The sequence below is a fragment of the Fictibacillus solisalsi genome, assembly GCF_900103485.1.
Lineage (GTDB): Bacteria > Bacillota > Bacilli > Bacillales > Fictibacillaceae > Fictibacillus_C > Fictibacillus_C solisalsi.
This window is the reverse complement of sequence record NZ_FNHW01000001.1, coordinates 763,450-778,119: the sequence shown is the minus strand read 5'-3', so window position 1 is coordinate 778,119 and position 14,670 is coordinate 763,450. Positions and strand designations below refer to the sequence as shown.

General features: G+C 39.0%; 16 protein-coding genes and 1 pseudogene. 6 read left to right on the top strand and 11 right to left on the bottom strand.

What is annotated here, in order from left to right:
* Window positions 1–8 precede the first annotated feature (8 nt).
* Window positions 9–998 carry a glycosyltransferase gene (locus tag BLT53_RS04040; RefSeq protein WP_090232967.1) on the bottom strand — a complete coding sequence of 330 codons (990 nt, stop codon included), beginning with the start codon at window positions 996–998 and terminating at the stop codon, window positions 9–11.
* Between the two features lie 213 nt (window positions 999–1,211).
* Between BLT53_RS04040 and BLT53_RS04035 the strand changes: the two genes are divergently transcribed.
* The 5 genes from BLT53_RS04035 to BLT53_RS04015 all read left to right on the top strand — a co-directional run bounded on the left by BLT53_RS04035 (window position 1,212) and on the right by BLT53_RS04015 (window position 5,731).
* Window positions 1,212–2,435, top strand: coding sequence for a S8 family serine peptidase (locus tag BLT53_RS04035; RefSeq protein WP_170834227.1), 1,224 nt, complete (start codon window positions 1,212–1,214; stop codon window positions 2,433–2,435).
* Window positions 2,436–2,444: 9 nt separating this feature from the next.
* Window positions 2,445–3,230 (top strand): sulfotransferase domain-containing protein, encoded by a 786-nt coding sequence (locus tag BLT53_RS04030; protein WP_090232963.1) that lies wholly within the window; start codon window positions 2,445–2,447, stop codon window positions 3,228–3,230.
* Between the two features lie 22 nt (window positions 3,231–3,252).
* Window positions 3,253–4,323 (top strand): glycosyltransferase family 4 protein, encoded by a 1,071-nt coding sequence (locus tag BLT53_RS04025; RefSeq protein WP_170834226.1) that lies wholly within the window; start codon window positions 3,253–3,255, stop codon window positions 4,321–4,323.
* Window positions 4,324–4,401: 78 nt separating this feature from the next.
* Window positions 4,402–4,815, top strand: a complete 414-nt coding sequence (locus BLT53_RS04020; protein WP_090232961.1) for a hypothetical protein — start codon at window positions 4,402–4,404, stop codon at window positions 4,813–4,815.
* A 547-nt stretch (window positions 4,816–5,362) separates the two neighbouring features.
* The gene (locus BLT53_RS04015) at window positions 5,363–5,731 is read left to right on the top strand and encodes a hypothetical protein (RefSeq protein ID WP_090232959.1); all 369 of its coding nucleotides are present in this window, start codon (window positions 5,363–5,365) and stop codon (window positions 5,729–5,731) included.
* Window positions 5,732–6,025: 294 nt separating this feature from the next.
* On the opposite strand, the gene BLT53_RS04010 is transcribed toward BLT53_RS04015, so the two are convergent.
* The 9 genes and pseudogenes from BLT53_RS04010 to BLT53_RS03975 all read right to left on the bottom strand — a co-directional run bounded on the left by BLT53_RS04010 (window position 6,026) and on the right by BLT53_RS03975 (window position 12,987).
* Complete coding sequence (locus BLT53_RS04010; protein WP_170834225.1) at window positions 6,026–6,901, bottom strand: NAD-dependent epimerase/dehydratase family protein; 876 nt, start codon at window positions 6,899–6,901, stop codon at window positions 6,026–6,028.
* On the bottom strand, window positions 6,891–7,718 hold the full coding sequence (locus BLT53_RS04005) for a dTDP-4-dehydrorhamnose reductase family protein (RefSeq protein ID WP_090232955.1): 828 nt from the start codon (window positions 7,716–7,718) through the stop codon (window positions 6,891–6,893). Before BLT53_RS04005 ends, BLT53_RS04010 begins: the two co-directional genes overlap by 11 nt.
* Complete coding sequence (locus BLT53_RS04000) at window positions 7,715–8,701, bottom strand: polysaccharide biosynthesis protein (protein ID WP_090232954.1); 987 nt, start codon at window positions 8,699–8,701, stop codon at window positions 7,715–7,717. The genes BLT53_RS04005 and BLT53_RS04000 overlap by 4 nt, the downstream gene beginning before the upstream one ends.
* 2 nt (window positions 8,702–8,703) lie before the next feature.
* The gene (gene wecB / locus BLT53_RS03995) at window positions 8,704–9,786 is read right to left on the bottom strand and encodes a non-hydrolyzing UDP-N-acetylglucosamine 2-epimerase (RefSeq protein ID WP_090232952.1); all 1,083 of its coding nucleotides are present in this window, start codon (window positions 9,784–9,786) and stop codon (window positions 8,704–8,706) included.
* Window positions 9,787–9,883: 97 nt separating this feature from the next.
* On the bottom strand, window positions 9,884–10,747 hold the full coding sequence (locus tag BLT53_RS03990) for a glycosyltransferase family protein (protein WP_170834224.1): 864 nt from the start codon (window positions 10,745–10,747) through the stop codon (window positions 9,884–9,886).
* Between the two features lie 109 nt (window positions 10,748–10,856).
* Window positions 10,857–11,019 (bottom strand): annotated as a pseudogene (locus tag BLT53_RS24635) (adenylyl-sulfate kinase); the annotation flags it as partial.
* A gap of 20 nt (window positions 11,020–11,039) precedes the next feature.
* Window positions 11,040–11,804: a glycosyltransferase gene (locus BLT53_RS03985; protein ID WP_090232949.1), complete on the bottom strand. Its 765-nt coding sequence runs from the start codon at window positions 11,802–11,804 to the stop codon at window positions 11,040–11,042.
* Window positions 11,797–12,711, bottom strand: coding sequence for a glycosyltransferase family protein (locus BLT53_RS03980; protein ID WP_090232948.1), 915 nt, complete (start codon window positions 12,709–12,711; stop codon window positions 11,797–11,799). The genes BLT53_RS03985 and BLT53_RS03980 overlap by 8 nt, the downstream gene beginning before the upstream one ends.
* Before the next feature lie 72 nt (window positions 12,712–12,783).
* Window positions 12,784–12,987: a hypothetical protein gene (locus tag BLT53_RS03975; protein WP_090232946.1), complete on the bottom strand. Its 204-nt coding sequence runs from the start codon at window positions 12,985–12,987 to the stop codon at window positions 12,784–12,786.
* A gap of 232 nt (window positions 12,988–13,219) precedes the next feature.
* Between BLT53_RS03975 and BLT53_RS03970 the strand changes: the two genes are divergently transcribed.
* Window positions 13,220–13,441 carry a hypothetical protein gene (locus tag BLT53_RS03970; protein ID WP_090232945.1) on the top strand — a complete coding sequence of 74 codons (222 nt, stop codon included), beginning with the start codon at window positions 13,220–13,222 and terminating at the stop codon, window positions 13,439–13,441.
* A gap of 420 nt (window positions 13,442–13,861) precedes the next feature.
* Here the strand turns inward: BLT53_RS03970 and fabI are convergent, their stop codons facing one another.
* Window positions 13,862–14,638 (bottom strand): enoyl-ACP reductase FabI, encoded by a 777-nt coding sequence (fabI, locus tag BLT53_RS03960; RefSeq protein ID WP_090232942.1) that lies wholly within the window; start codon window positions 14,636–14,638, stop codon window positions 13,862–13,864.
* Window positions 14,639–14,670 lie beyond the last annotated feature (32 nt).

The following is a 14,670-nucleotide window of genomic DNA, read 5'->3' as shown; positions in this document are numbered from 1 at the left end:
CAACAGTGTTATTTATAATATCCTGCCCAAATTTTATACAAATTTTTATTCAGCTCTAGCCCTTTTTCCTGCAGTTTATAAAACACGCTTATCAGGCTAATATCTTCTAAAAAAATAATCCCATCGATGCACCTCTCTTTATAAAGCTGTAGCATATCATCATCGTCAAAATCTTTAAAAAAATATTCTGATACAACTATCCTATTAATTAAACTGACTTGTTTAAAATCCTTGCATGCCTCTTCTTTGCCAAATACTATAAAACTCGGCTCTCTTTTATACCTGTCCTTTAATCTTTTTTTGATATGCTTAGATGCTACTAACCAATCTTCATTTATTATTTCCTGATTGTTTCGGCTGATCGAATCAGAATGGACACGATACTGATACAACACAATGGGTATTTTATGAATAGAGGTTCTCTCAAGCATCCTTAACCATAAATCATAGTCATAACATATTTTATATTGAAGGTCATAGCCGCCTACTTGATCAAAGATTGATTTAGAAAATAAAACAGATCCATGGCAAAAAGGGTTTAAATAGAAACGATATGCGTTTATATGCTCTTTAGAAGATAGATGATTTCTAGTGGCTTCTATTTGCAGATTTCTCCTAGAAACTTCAGCATGACCAGAAATACATTCTATAAGAGAACCTACAGCCGTTACATCCTTATGTTCACGGATATAACGTATCTGTTCCTCTAACTTGTTGGGTAAACAGATGTCATCAGCATCTTGAATAGCGATCCACTCCCCTTTCGCTTCTTTAATGCCAATATTTAATGCATTTGCGGCTCCACCGTTGTGTTCAAGATGAATAACCTTTATTCGATCATCATTTAATGAATTCAAAATATCTTTCGTACGGTCTGTGGATCCATCGTTTACAACGATTAATTCGAAATGTTTATAGGTTTGATTTAGGACACTATCAACAGATTCCCTTAAATAAACTTCACCATTATAAACAGGCATTACAACAGATACTAGCATAATACCCCTCTCATTCTCTTCAACAAAACCATCCCTCTTTCCAGATACATTACAATCACTTTATGCTATTCGCTTGTCTTCGGTTATTTGTTCGGCTATTTTTCTGCCGCGAAAGCCCTATTTATAAACAAGTCCCTATACAATTCTTCTTACAGTTTCATATGATATAGTATGCAAAACGCAGGAAAAAAATCTTTGAGGAAGGAAGGTTTAATGGACGGCCATACACAATTCAATCATAAAATGGATCAATCCCTCATTGAGCACCTGTTGACATTGACAGATTCAAATGATGAATCAGTTCCAGTCATTATAAAGATGAAAAACCCCCAATCACCAGATCAATTGCATCGCCTTCTATCTCCTGCCCATGACGTTATAAAATACCAATACGCCAACTTACCTTTTATTAGCGGTCAACTATCTTTAGAAACAATACGTATTATTTCATCCCTTTCTGAAGTCGAAGGTCTCTATCTAGATCGTCTTTTATATGCCTTCTGTAACAAAGCCAAAATAACAATGAACGCAGATTATATCTATAAAGAACATGGTTTGACAGGTGAAGGAGTTACCATTGCTGTTCTGGACACAGGAATTTTCCCCCATCCAGATTTCACAAATCCTGTAAACCGTATAAAAGAATTTAAAGACTTTGTCAATGGCATTTCTCAGCCGTATGATGATAACGGGCATGGGACGCACATTTCCGGGTGTATAGCCGGGAATGGTTTTGCTTCAAAGGGGAATTATGCGGGACTTGCTCCTAAAGCTAATCTCTTGGGCATCAAAGTATTGGATAAAAACGGAGTTGGTTTTATGTCATCTGTTATGGCAGGAATCGATTATTGCATTCAGCATCAACAAAAGCATAATATCAGAATTATAAATCTTTCATTAGGGCTGGCCATCCAGCAGGAAGCTCGCCACTATGACCCTTTAAGTGTTTCAGCAGCTCTTGCCGTTGAATCAGGTATAGTAGTTTCTACTGCAGTGGATAATGTTTCGTCTGGCGGAACTATCATTTCCCCCGCTCATCATCCTTTTGTCATTGCCGCTGGTGCAGTAAATGACAGAGAAACATCTGAAACAAGCCCAGTGGTTAGCAGTATTTTCACAAGTGTCCTCTCCAATATTTCAGGGTTTGATAAACCGGATTTCCTATTCCCGGGTCTTAGCATTGCTGGGCCTCTATCGCCCAATTCCATCCTTGCAAAACAGCTTGAACCCTTTGTACTAAACTCAGATTATATTTCACTCTCCGGTTCTTCCATCGCTGCCGGATTCTGTTCCGGAACCGCTGCCCTATTATTACAGGCGTATCCCCCGTTAAAACCCGAGGCTGTTCAAAAATATATGCGTTTGGCAATGGTTGGAGCGAACAAAGGAGATTGCTTTAACCTGAAACATTTATTTTCAATAAAAGTTAAGGAGTAATATACATTTATGACCAATACGTCTTTGCCTCCGTTTCTAATGACCTCAGTTCCGAAAAGCGGGACTCATATGCTTCATCAAATTTTAAATGGAATTCCAGGGATCTCCATGGATATCCAAAACGGAAAAAAGAAATTTTTTTTTGATACCATCACCCAGAAGCCTGAATTTTTTCTGGAATTGTATAGAGACCACCATTTCCGCTTAACCGAGCTTAAAGCAAATGAATTTGGGCTTGGACATGTGTTTTATACAAAGGAATATGCTGATATTCTTCAATCTTTACAAATGAAACACATCTTCCTATATAGGGATCCAAGAGATGTCCTGGTCTCACTTGCATATTTCATTGGGAAGAACTGGTCTGAACATCCTTTGCATACCCTTTTTAACTCCCCTGAAATGACTGTAAAACTGAAATTGATTACTTTATTATATGGAACTCCACGTTGGCCGGATTTTCAAACGTATATGTCACGGTTCTATCGATGGCTTGAAGATGAAGACACCTTACATGTACGCTTTGAGGATTTAATCAGAAACGAAGAGGATCGAAAAGAAACTCTATCGAGAATTGTTAACTATTTATACGGGGATATAGTTTCACTAGTTTCTAAGGAAGAAATGCTAGAGTATATGATTGGAAATATTAATCCCCAATCTTCGGCAACCTTCCGTTCAGGAAAAATCGGCTCGTGGAATAATGAATTTGATGGATTGATTAAACAAATCTTCAAAGAAAAAGCAGGTGATTTACTTATTCGTTCCGGCTATGAACATGATTACAGCTGGTAATTTATTCAGAAGGGAGTCCATAATGAAAATATTATTTATTTATTATTACCCGAGTGGTGGAGTGGAAACGCTTGCCAGACAGCGGAGCAAAGCCTTACAGCGATATGGAATATCCTTTCATTTCCTTTACTTTTGGGAAGGTCCCGGACTGCAAAATATTAAAGATGAAACAACTTTTCTCACTGAAGAAGAAGACGAGATTCAGCGGATTATTTTTGAAAATGAATATGATGCCGTTTTAATCTGTTCGCACTTTCCTCTTGTCTCAAAGCTGAAACAATGGGGGTATAAAGGCAAGGTTATTTATGAAGTTCAGGGGCTTGGAGGTCTTGCCGCTGCTGAACAATGGTTCCTGGGAAGTCTCCCTTATGTAGTAAATCATGCAGACGCAATTCTCATCCCCAGAACTCCCCATATTATCGAGCTATCTAATAAATATTATCCAGATATACCTCATTACTGCTTTCATAATTGCATTGATACTCAGACCTTCCGCCACCATAAAATGCCGAAGATTTCCTATCCGGTCATCGGCTGGGTCGGCAGGATTGAGGATAACAAAAATTGGAAAGATTGCCTTGCTATCGTCCATGATCTTAAAAAAACCTATACGCATCTCCAATTATGGATGTTTTTAGACCTTTCTGTAGTAAAAAAGGAAGAACAAGAAAACTTTACTACGTGCATTCACAATATGGGACTTCAGGATTCCATCACCTTTTTTGATAATATTCCCCATGGGAAAATGCCTGATTATTATTCACAAATCGGGGACTCTGGAGGTTTTTTGCTGTCAACATCGAAAGTAGAAGGATTTGGTTATGCTGTTCTAGAGGCAATGTGCTGCCGATGTCCGGTATTATGTACAGATTCAGACGGGACAAAAAGTTTTATTATCCATGACCGTACAGGCAAACATTTCCCTGTTCATGATCTTCATGCAGGAATTAAGGAAGCATTGGAACTTCTCGAAAATCCTGTGATCAGCCAACGTATAAAAAGAAACGCATATGCACATGTACAGCAGAATTTTTTACCGTCGCAATACGCCATGCGCTTTACTGCGATGCTGCGTTCTCTTGGAATCTATTAAAAAATATATTTTTATAGAGTTAAACACACAATCACCTCTTAATCTATTACATAAACTAATAGAAAGGAGGTGATTGTTATGCCAACCTATCTAGGGTCTGGTTCAAGCGTACCCACTGATTCCAGTGGTTCTTTAAATATTAACGTTCCTTCCACTCCTATTAAACTGGCAGCATTCGGTTTAAGTATTCCTGCTCCCGACAACAGAGTAATCTTGAATGCAACGGTAGGTATCAGTGCTTCGTTAGGAAATCCTACTGTGCTATTTAAAATATACCGAGATACAGGTATCATCTTTTCCACGGTAACTGAACTTCAGCTCTCTGTCGCCCAAAATGCAACCGTGACTTTCCAGGCGATTGATCTAAATGTTCCGGTCGGAAGCAACTATGCCTATTCAATAACCGCAGAGCTTGTAAACTCTAATCTGCTGAATAATGCCTTAATTACAGGTCCCATCACCTTTTCTGGCATTGCGACTACCAGGTTCTAATACTTTTTCTGAATAGAGGCTTTTAAATAAAAAAGGGGCTGTCCAGAAAGTCAGTGTATACTGACTTTCTGGCAGCCCTTTTTTTAATAGTATTAAAAAATATAAAAAAATGATTCTTCCGAACTTGGAATAATTTTCTCAGCCAACCGATGAAAGCATTGATGGATGAGTTGTTTGAAACAGCAGGAAACTCTTCAAGACGTGTAAATTGCGATGGATCACTACTTTTCGGATGACACAAAGATCGAAACGTATGCCAACAAGTATTCTTTCGTTTGGAAAAAATCGCCCTTAAACATGAAGCGAATTTGAAAGAAAAATTCAAGAAACGCTGTACCACATCAACAGCTTCACTCATTGAGAAGCGTTGGGAAGGAAACGGATACCGAGAAACGTAACAGAAGTGCAGTACCTACAAGGAACCCCTGAAGTTGATTCGTCAAGATTTCTTGTCTTGCCTTGTTTAGCAAAATATAAGAATCAGAACGAACAGTTCAGAGATCGGAACAATTACGCAAAAACATACACCTACGGGACTTCTATGCGAATGAAAGGAAGACCATATGAAGAACGGCAAGCTGAAACCAGGATACAACATACAGATGGCGGCAGAGAACGTTTCGTTTTATTGATTCACCAAAGCCGGCCACACGCAGTGTTTCATCCCTCACTTGGAGAAACTGGCGGGGCCTTCTTTACCGAGCCGAAAACCGTGATTGCGGATGCCGGTTATGGCAGTAAAGAACACTATTTGTTTGCAGGAGGAGAAGAAAAGGAACCGCTATTTGATTTTCTTATTCCTTATGGAAGCTATTTGAAGGAAAATCCGACATATAAAAATGATGTAAGGAACGCAAAGAATGTGTGTATGAGAAACTCGATGATTATTTTATCTGTCCAAATGGCATACCATTAAGAACTAGCTAACGAAAAGAACCGATCCGGTCTGGCACAAAGCTTCAAGATTGATGAATGCGAAGATTGTACAGATTGCCACAATCTACTGAAAGTAGCAGTCATCCTCCTGGCTGCTTTCAACAAAAATGAACAACGAAGAAAAGCAGGAAGGAAAAACGAGTCGTTTTTTTCCTTCCTGCTTTCATTTTAGAGACTTTTGGACAGCCTCTTCTTCTGTCCCACAACAAAAGAATATTTAAACACATATATTACACTCTAACTAACGATTACGTTAGCTTGAAGTAACTTCTCTTTAATGTTCCGTTCTATAATAGTGAAATACATCGGATATAGACTTAGAAAATGAAAGGGCAGGTTCCCATCCTAAGTCTTTTATGGGTTTAAGATCCTGTGTAAAAAAGTGATCTACAGCTGAAAGGGGGTGAGAAATGATATTTAACTTGATGGCAGTATGGTTTTCGAGCTCGTCTAGAACCTCGCCTAATGAACGTCTGATCCCTGATCCAATTTCATAACTGCTCCCTTTTTGACCCTTTTCGAACAAAACCTCATAGGCAGAAACAGCATCTCTAACATCGAGAAATTCACGAGTGCTGTTCGGATTATTTAGGAGGATTTGATTTTCAGCTTTATTTTGCTCGATGTCTATAATTTTCTTTACTAACAGGGAACAAATTCCCGTGGAGGATCCCGGTCCAATCAAATTACATGGCTTCGCCACGATGATATCCATACCATAAAAAGATGTCCATGATCTTGATAACAGGGTCTGAAATGATTTGCTCAGGCTATATGGATGAGGCGGGAGCTCTTCTGATTGAAGGTTTTTTTCGAGAATGGAGCCAGTAACGACAATTCTGCAACCAGGGGCAAATTTTCTTATGGCTTCAAATAAATGAAGAGTCCCCATCACATTTACGGCTATTGAGGTTTGAGGAGATGTCCAGGATACAGGAACTGAATTGACGGCTGCCAAATGAAGGCAGTAATCAGGGCAGTAATCAGAAACTAGCGTTTCCAGTTTTCCGGCATCAGTTATATCGCATGACACCCCCGCGGAACGTGATACACACAAAATATCCCATCCTTTGTCTGAAAAGTAACGGCTTGCGTGCAATCCTGTATATCCACCTGCTCCGGTAATCAGCAATTTCTTTTTAGTTTGCACGATAAGAAATCCAGCCTTTTAATTCTTCAAGCATCTCAATATAGGAAGGCACGTTATAGGTAAAATCTTTTCGAGTACATGTTAATGTCCGGTCAATCTCAAATTCGTCGCAAGGCAATATTTCTGTATCATATTTAGAAAAGACATTCTGAAAGAGGTGAAGGAGTTCGTACTTGGAGATTTTAGAAGGAGCTGTCAGATGGTATAATCCTGAAATCTTTTGTTCAATAGCAGTTTCAACGGCTTTTGCCAGTTCAAGGGTAGTGACCCCATTCCAATATACCTTTTTGTAACCATTTACTTTTCCTTTTTGAGCCATAAACCATTGGAAAAGGCCAATACCTTCTTTGAGTTCAGGGCCTATAATTGAGGTTCGTATTGTAAGATGATTCGGAGAGTTGATCTCACCAAGTATTTTTGTTCGCGCATAAATAGAGGTGCCATCGGGAATATCCTTTTCACTGTAGTCGCCCTTCTCACCCGAAAAAACACAGTCTGTACTGATATGAATTAATTTGCCACCTGTTTTTTCTAATATAGACACAATTTTGTGAGGGAGCAAACTATTTACCTGTATAGCTTCTAAGGGATGCTTTGCAGCTTGATCGTTCAATATCCCAATGCAATTAATAACAATATCAGGCTTAATGGAGAAAAGGATTTGTTCGAGCTGCGATTCATTTTTAGCATCGAAAAAAAGAGAGTCGTCAGTTCCCCTTCTTGTTGTAGAAAACACCTTGTATTGTTTTTTCTGTTTGAAATAGTGATACATTACATGGCCTGCCATCCCAGCGCCTCCCAAGACTAAGAGTTTCATTCAATGAAGCCACCCTTTTTCAGCATTTCACGAATCTCTTCTTGGGACATCAAATCTTCGCTGGAGCTGTAGCTCTCCAACTCTACTTTTTTGTAGTCTGCATAATATTCATTTAACCCTTTAATTTCGATGGTTGGCAAAATAACAAAATACTCTTCATCAAAATAAACAGTCGTAATGCTTTCATATTCGGAAAGAAGGATTTCATGCATCTTCTCGCCTGGACGGATTCCGAGTTCATGAATTCCCACGGCTTTTTTTCCTGAATGGGAGATGAGTACTTTAGCAAGATCAAGGATTTTGCAGGTAGGCATTTTCATCACGAAAATTTCCCCACCCTGGCTTTCATACGTTGCCTTAAACAGAAGCTTAATAGCATCTTGCAGGGTTAAAAAGAAACGGGTCATTCCTCGGTCAGTTATCCCAATCATACCTTTTTTTTCAATATGGTCCTTGAACACATGAATGACACTTCCATTCGTTCCCAGCACATTCCCGCCTCTGACACAAACGAACTTTGTATGTTCGCTCAATAGATTAGCATGAATGATGAGCTTTTCACCGATCGCCTTCGTCATTCCATAAAAATTGGCAGGATTTGCCGATTTATCAGTGGAAATATAGATTACTTTTTTTACTTTATTGGCAATTGCGGCCTCGATCACATTCTGGGTTCCATATACATTGGTCTTTAACGCTTCATATGGCTGGTGTTCACATATGGGAACATGTTTTAATGCTGCAAGATGATATACATAATCTACATTTGCGCTTGCGTTGTCAATGGCCTGACGGTCCCTGATGTCACCAATCATGAACACAAGCCTTGGATCATGGTCAAATTGCCGCTGCATGGCAACTTGGCTGGCTTCATTTCGCGACAATATCCGTATTTCTTTTGGCTGCTTCTGCAACAATTGTTTTACGAGTTCATAACCCCATGAACCTGTACCTCCAGTAATTAAAATCCTCTTGTTAAACAATTTTACCTTCCTCCTAATAGGTATTTCACAACTTTATCTGATACGAGCGGATCATCATAGCCTTCAGGAATTACCCAGGATGCAGGCTGTCCGGCCATTACTTTTACTGCACGTAAAATGGGTTCGGATTGAAGCCCTGACACTATATTACTTCCGCATTCAACTGTTTCCGGCCTTTCAGTTGTTTTCCGGACCGTTACGGTTGGAACATGAAAAATACAACATTCCTCTTGAACGGTTCCGCTGTCTGTCAGCACACAGAAGGCGTTCTTCTCCAGGCTGACAAAGTCAAAAAAGCCAAATGGCTCATAAAACTCCAGCTTTGAACTCATCCGAATATCTGTTCTATTTTCAAGTTTGGACTTGGTTCGCGGATGAATACTGACGATCATTCTCTTGCCAAATGTATCCGCGACCTGGTTTAGCCCTTCGAATATTTCTTTTAAATGATAAGGATCATCCACATTTTCCGCCCTGTGAATCGTGGCTAAAAAATAATTATTTTTTTCCAGAGAACATTCGTTCAGAATGTTGCTGTTATCAATGGCCTCTTTGTAAAAAGAAAGAACCTCATAAATTGGGTTACCGGAAACAAATATCCGCTGAACAGGAACGCCTTCCCTCATCAGGTTCTCCCTGCTCTTTGGAGTATAAGGTAGATTAAAACTGGAAACTGCGTCAATGATCTTCCTGTTCTTTTCTTCAGGCACTCTCCAATCGAAGCATCGGTTGCCTGCCTCCATGTGATAAACCGGTATATCCAGTCTTTCAGCGATCACTGCTCCAAGTGCACTGTTGGTATCACCCAGCACCAAAACCTTATCAGGCTTTTCTTTTATTAATACTTTTTCAATCTCCCTGAACATTACAGAGAGCTGCTCGCCGACCGTTTGTTTTTTTTCACTGATCACATAATCTGGATTTCTTATGCCAAGTTCTTTGAAAAAAACATCACTTAATGAATACGTAAAGTTCTGTCCTGTATGAACAATGATATGCTTGCCTGCCAAAAGATCAAGTTTTCTAATAATAAGGCTTAATCTTATAATTTCTGGCCGTGTTCCAAGAATAGTAAGAATCTTCATAGACTTCTCCTTTCATTCGCAAATTAAATTTGCTCTAATACTCTATGAAAATCAAATGAAAATGAATAGACAAGTCTCATGGAAGTCTAAAAATCTGCTAAACATTTTTTTTAATCATTTTTTCTATGTGTGAAATAAGCTCCAAAGCCCGCATTTGAGTTGTGTGGGCGGCCATAACCAATTGATAACCGTTATTTATAATGTGTTCACGTTCTTCATCGTTGGCTAAATAATATTGAGCTTTTTCCAAAAAATCATAGCGGTCGACGGCTACAAAATGAACACCATTAATCATTCCAAGATCGGCCGTTTCCTTGCTCTCAGGTGCTAGCAGCAATGATTTGCACGCCATGACTTCAAAATATTTCATTAAGGTATACTCGTAAACTGAATTACAAGTTAAAAAGATTTTCGAACGGTTGATTTCCTTCGCATACTCTTCTCCAATTAATGTTCCATTAGCTATATTTTGTACTGTGGTATAACCAGGATGGCCATGATGGACAAAACCGGGATAGTTTTTCATCGTATTTAACATTATGACTCTTAGAGGATAGATGTGGGGCAATAACGCTCCCATAATCAGCCAGTTAATCGTTTTTGGCAGATGATAATCTTTGTACACATCCGGGTTGGCATGATGAGGAAGCCAAATCATTCGTTCGGATAACTCAGGATACCATTTGAGAAAGGCGTCACGGTAATGAGTAAAAACGCAGTCAATTCTTTCTGTTATTGCGTATCGTTTCCGGATTTCCAACTCATATGAAATATCATGGTAAATCATGCCTTTAGGGATATCTACACTGTTTAAACCGTGTATAGAAGGACACAATCGGGGATCGAGAAAGTCATTCATCAATATAAAATCAGGGGTAATTGAAAGGTGTGATAAAATCCTTTGAATATGGCCGTTTTCTGTCCACATAACAAGGTTACAATGTTTTTTTAACTCTTCCATAAGATAATAGCTGCTTTTTTCCATCTGCTGTGAACGATCCCGGGTAATGCATAAAATAGTTAATTTACAATCGCCGGGAGTTTTTTGATATTGATGACGTCTAATCAACAAGGGTGAACAGCTCTCTTTTTTCCATAGTATGGGCAATGGTGGATTTCCCTGATCCTGAAAGCTCCGTCATCCATAATATCACTGAGTGGTGTCCATGAAACATGCGACGGTCTTTTTTTTGTGATCAATGTTTCATGAAAGACTATATTTTTCTTTTTCATTATGGACACGCTCCTTCGTGTTAATAAATCCGCCTATTAATCGGCTGTGGACGTATTTTAATCGCTCCTGAATATCTTTCTTCCAGAGAAAATAAGAGTTTCATCGATGCGGAATGCCGCTGCTGTACTTTTCTTATTTCTGCACTAATCTCATGTGCATGCTTTTTAGTACCCATCTCCTGATGTACCCGATAATTTAATAATGGCTCTGGTATATAAAGGAATTCATATTTATGCAAGATGCGCAGCCAGAGATCATAATCGTGAGTAAATGGAAGACTCTCATCAAACATACCAATTTCTTTAAAAATATTTCGGTCAATCATGACGGAACAGCCGTTAATGATATTTCCAATTTGCATCCTTTGAAGAAATGGAATACGTCCTTCAACATAAACCCCTTGAAGAGGAGCGAATATTTCCCCATTTTCGTCTATTGGATAGTAATTGGTATAGCTTACAGGTGAGTTCATCTCATTCATTTTCTTTAATTGAACTTCTGCTTTTTCGGTATAAAAAACATCATCTGAGCTCAACCAGCAGAAATAGTCACCGGTCATGTTTTGAATCCCTTTGTTTAAAGCGCTTGCTGTACCTCCGTTTGGTTTTTCGATATAAATAATCCGATCTAGATAAGGTGAAATCCCTTCTGTATATTTTGTTGAACCATCATTCACCACGATCACTTCTACCGACTGGTGTGTTTGGTTTATTGCACTTTCTATAGCCTGGCCAACGTATGGACAGTTATAAAAAGGGATAATAATTGAAACCTTTTTAACCATTGGATCGCCTCACAATTTCCTCAATATATGTTAATAACTGGTGGACACGAACTTCTGTCGAGTGCCTTTCTCTTACCATGTTGTATCCTTTCTCGGCAATGCTTTCTCTCGCTTCCTTATCGTTAAGATAATACATGGACTTTTCTTTAAAATCATGTTCTGATACTGAAATGAACGTCTGTCCGTCAATAAAACCAAGAGCTTCAAGTTCTTTTGAGGAAGGACCAAGAACCAACGTTTTGCATGCCGCTGCCTCAAAGTACTTTAAAACTGGAAATCGATAAACAGAATCACAGGTAAGCAGCATCTTTGAACGGTTAATTTCCTTCGCGTAACGTTCACCAAGCAGCCAGCCATTCTCATCAATAACATTACGGTATCCAGGATGGGCATAACTGACAAACGCTTTCTCATTCTTTAAGAAATGATGCATCAGGGTGCGAAAAGGATATAAATGAGGATTTAAAGATCCTGCCATAAGCCAGGAAATTTCTTTAGGCAGTTGATAATCTTTATAAATGTTTATATTTACATGATGCGGGAGCCAAATCATTCGATCCGTGTATTCCGGATACCATTTTTTGAACGGATCACGGTATACTGAAAAAATGGTTCGAATGTTTTCCTTTTCAATAAATTGTTTTCTGCGGTAGATCTTGTATTGCAAATCGTGGAAGATGATTCCATACGGTACAGGAGATTCTTTTAATCCCCATATGAGCGGACTATAATCCGGCTTTAGATCATTGACAAGAATAAAATCAGGCTGAAACGGAAGCTGAAGGAGAATGTCTGATAATTTGCCATCAAATTCCCAGACAGCCAGATGGCACTTCCTGGCCAGTTCTTCTTGTAAATAGAAACTGCTTTTTTCAATATAATGTTCATGATTCTTTGTAATAAACAATACCTTTAGCGTTTTAATTCCTCCTCATTCTTTAATCCGTAGAAAGACTCCAACAGAGTTGGAGTCATTTGGTCACATATTTGCCGCAACAACATTATCAATGTTAACAACAAAGGTACCAGCGCCACCGGAACCTTCCTGCGTGACAACAATGTATTGTCTTCCGACTTCAGTAACGACCACATTTAAAAACGAAACGCCAGACGTACAAATAAGCTCAGTTAGGAGAACTCCTTTTAACTGTCTAAAACGTGCCATTCGTGTGCTTGCTGCCATTTCCCTACCTCTTTTCCTTGATAGTGAGAGCCTTTAAATCTCTCTTTTATTTATATATGAAAAAAATAGGAATTGGTTTGGACGAACCATTAATACTCCAGGAAAAACTATGAGTTACAGCCCCATTTTGTAAAAAATAGGAGATAACATATGCAAAAGTTTGTCCACATCAATATAGTATAGAAACCTGATTTTTTTCAGGGGAATTTATATTTAAGGAGAGCGAGTAAATATGGGAAAGAATCATTGTGACAGTTGCATATGCAAGCGGCTTCGAAAACTAGCAAGTGGTACAACAGTTGATGTAATATTAAGTGGCTTGGAATTTGCTAATTTAATTTTTATAGGCGGTTGTGGTGACTCAGAAAATTGTTGTGTAGAATTTGCTGACGGAAACAATCCATTAATTTTGGACTGCCGAAAAATCGAAGGCTTCCGAGTGGTAGTAGCTTAATACAACCAGAAACTGATTTGACTAGTCAAATCAGTTTCTTTTAATAGTACAGAGAAAAACAAATCAAAACCAAAGCTTTATTATACCTGTCGGATTCTTGCCTGTTTATTGGATGCCATTGGTGGAGGAGGAAGGAACCGATCATAACCCCGGTCCTGTTATCAAAGGAAATGGAGCCAAGAAAATCCATCGGCTCTGTAAATTTCAGTGAATTTGCCATTTGATGATCGGCTACGATAGATCTTCTATGAACTATCCTTTCTTTTGCAGGATTCATCATAAAAAATACCAGCCAATATACTGGCTGGCGGATTAATTATTATCACAAATGTGAAAGATATTTCTGCATCTGTACCGATTTTTTAAAACGCTTATCTAGGCTGTCACTCAGAAAAATAAAATATTCAGATATGACAAGGATTAGTTTCCTAAAATGCTGTACCCACTGTCCACATGAATCGTTTCCCCTGTGATGCCTCTTGAAAGATGACTCATTAGGAAGAGTGCGGTATCGCCGACTTCTTCTGGTGTTGTGTTGCGGCGGAGTGGCGCTTTTTCTTCAATTTGTTTCAAAATGCTGTTGAAGTCGCCAATTCCTTTTGCCGCGAGTGTACGGATTGGTCCCGCGGATATGGCATTTACGCGAATATTATCTTTGCCCAGGTCATTAGCAAGATATTTCACGCTCGCATCAAGGGAAGCTTTGGCTACACCCATAACGTTGTAATTTTGGAGAACACGCTCTCCTCCAAGATACGTAAGCGTTACGATGCTTCCTCCTTCTGTCATCAGTCCGCGTGCTTCTTTGGCAACAGCCGTCAATGAATAAGATGAAATGTTGTGTGCAAGAAGGAATCCTTCTCGTGTGGTATTCAAATACTCCCCTTTTAATTCATCGGTATTCGCGAAAGCAATACAGTGGGCCAGTCCATGGATGACGCCTACTTCACTTTTGATTTGTTCAAAAGTAGATTTAATTTCCTCATCATTTGTAATGTCACATGGCAGGACGATGGAATCTTTGCGTTCCAAGCTTTCGGCAAGATCTCTTACATTCTTCTCCAGGCGTTCTCCAGCATAAGTGAAGATCAGGCGTGCACCTGCATTGGATAGAGCTTGGGCGATCCCCCAGGCGATGCTGCGTTTATTGGCCACACCCATGACCACATATGTACGATTTTCAAGTGAAAGGTTCATTTTGTATTTCCTCCTTAGACCTTTATTTAGCA

Bases quoted from the DNA above. Each gene is read 5' to 3' on its own strand.
- BLT53_RS04040 (WP_090232967.1), bottom strand. From the start codon at position 998: ATGCTAGTATCTGTTGTAATGCCTGTTTATAATGGTGAAGTTTATTTA.
- BLT53_RS04035 (WP_170834227.1), top strand. From the start codon at position 1,212: ATGGACGGCCATACACAATTCAATCATAAAATGGATCAATCCCTCATT.
- BLT53_RS04030 (WP_090232963.1), top strand. From the start codon at position 2,445: ATGACCAATACGTCTTTGCCTCCGTTTCTAATGACCTCAGTTCCGAAA.
- BLT53_RS04025 (WP_170834226.1), top strand. From the start codon at position 3,253: ATGAAAATATTATTTATTTATTATTACCCGAGTGGTGGAGTGGAAACG.
- BLT53_RS04020 (WP_090232961.1), top strand. From the start codon at position 4,402: ATGCCAACCTATCTAGGGTCTGGTTCAAGCGTACCCACTGATTCCAGT.
- BLT53_RS04015 (WP_090232959.1), top strand. From the start codon at position 5,363: ATGAAAGGAAGACCATATGAAGAACGGCAAGCTGAAACCAGGATACAA.
- BLT53_RS04005 (WP_090232955.1), bottom strand. From the start codon at position 7,718: ATGAAACTCTTAGTCTTGGGAGGCGCTGGGATGGCAGGCCATGTAATG.
- wecB (WP_090232952.1), bottom strand. From the start codon at position 9,786: ATGAAGATTCTTACTATTCTTGGAACACGGCCAGAAATTATAAGATTA.
- BLT53_RS03990 (WP_170834224.1), bottom strand. From the start codon at position 10,747: ATGGAAGAGTTAAAAAAACATTGTAACCTTGTTATGTGGACAGAAAAC.
- BLT53_RS03985 (WP_090232949.1), bottom strand. From the start codon at position 11,804: ATGGTTAAAAAGGTTTCAATTATTATCCCTTTTTATAACTGTCCATAC.
- BLT53_RS03975 (WP_090232946.1), bottom strand. From the start codon at position 12,987: ATGGCAGCAAGCACACGAATGGCACGTTTTAGACAGTTAAAAGGAGTT.
- BLT53_RS03970 (WP_090232945.1), top strand. From the start codon at position 13,220: ATGGGAAAGAATCATTGTGACAGTTGCATATGCAAGCGGCTTCGAAAA.
- fabI (WP_090232942.1), bottom strand. From the start codon at position 14,638: ATGAACCTTTCACTTGAAAATCGTACATATGTGGTCATGGGTGTGGCC.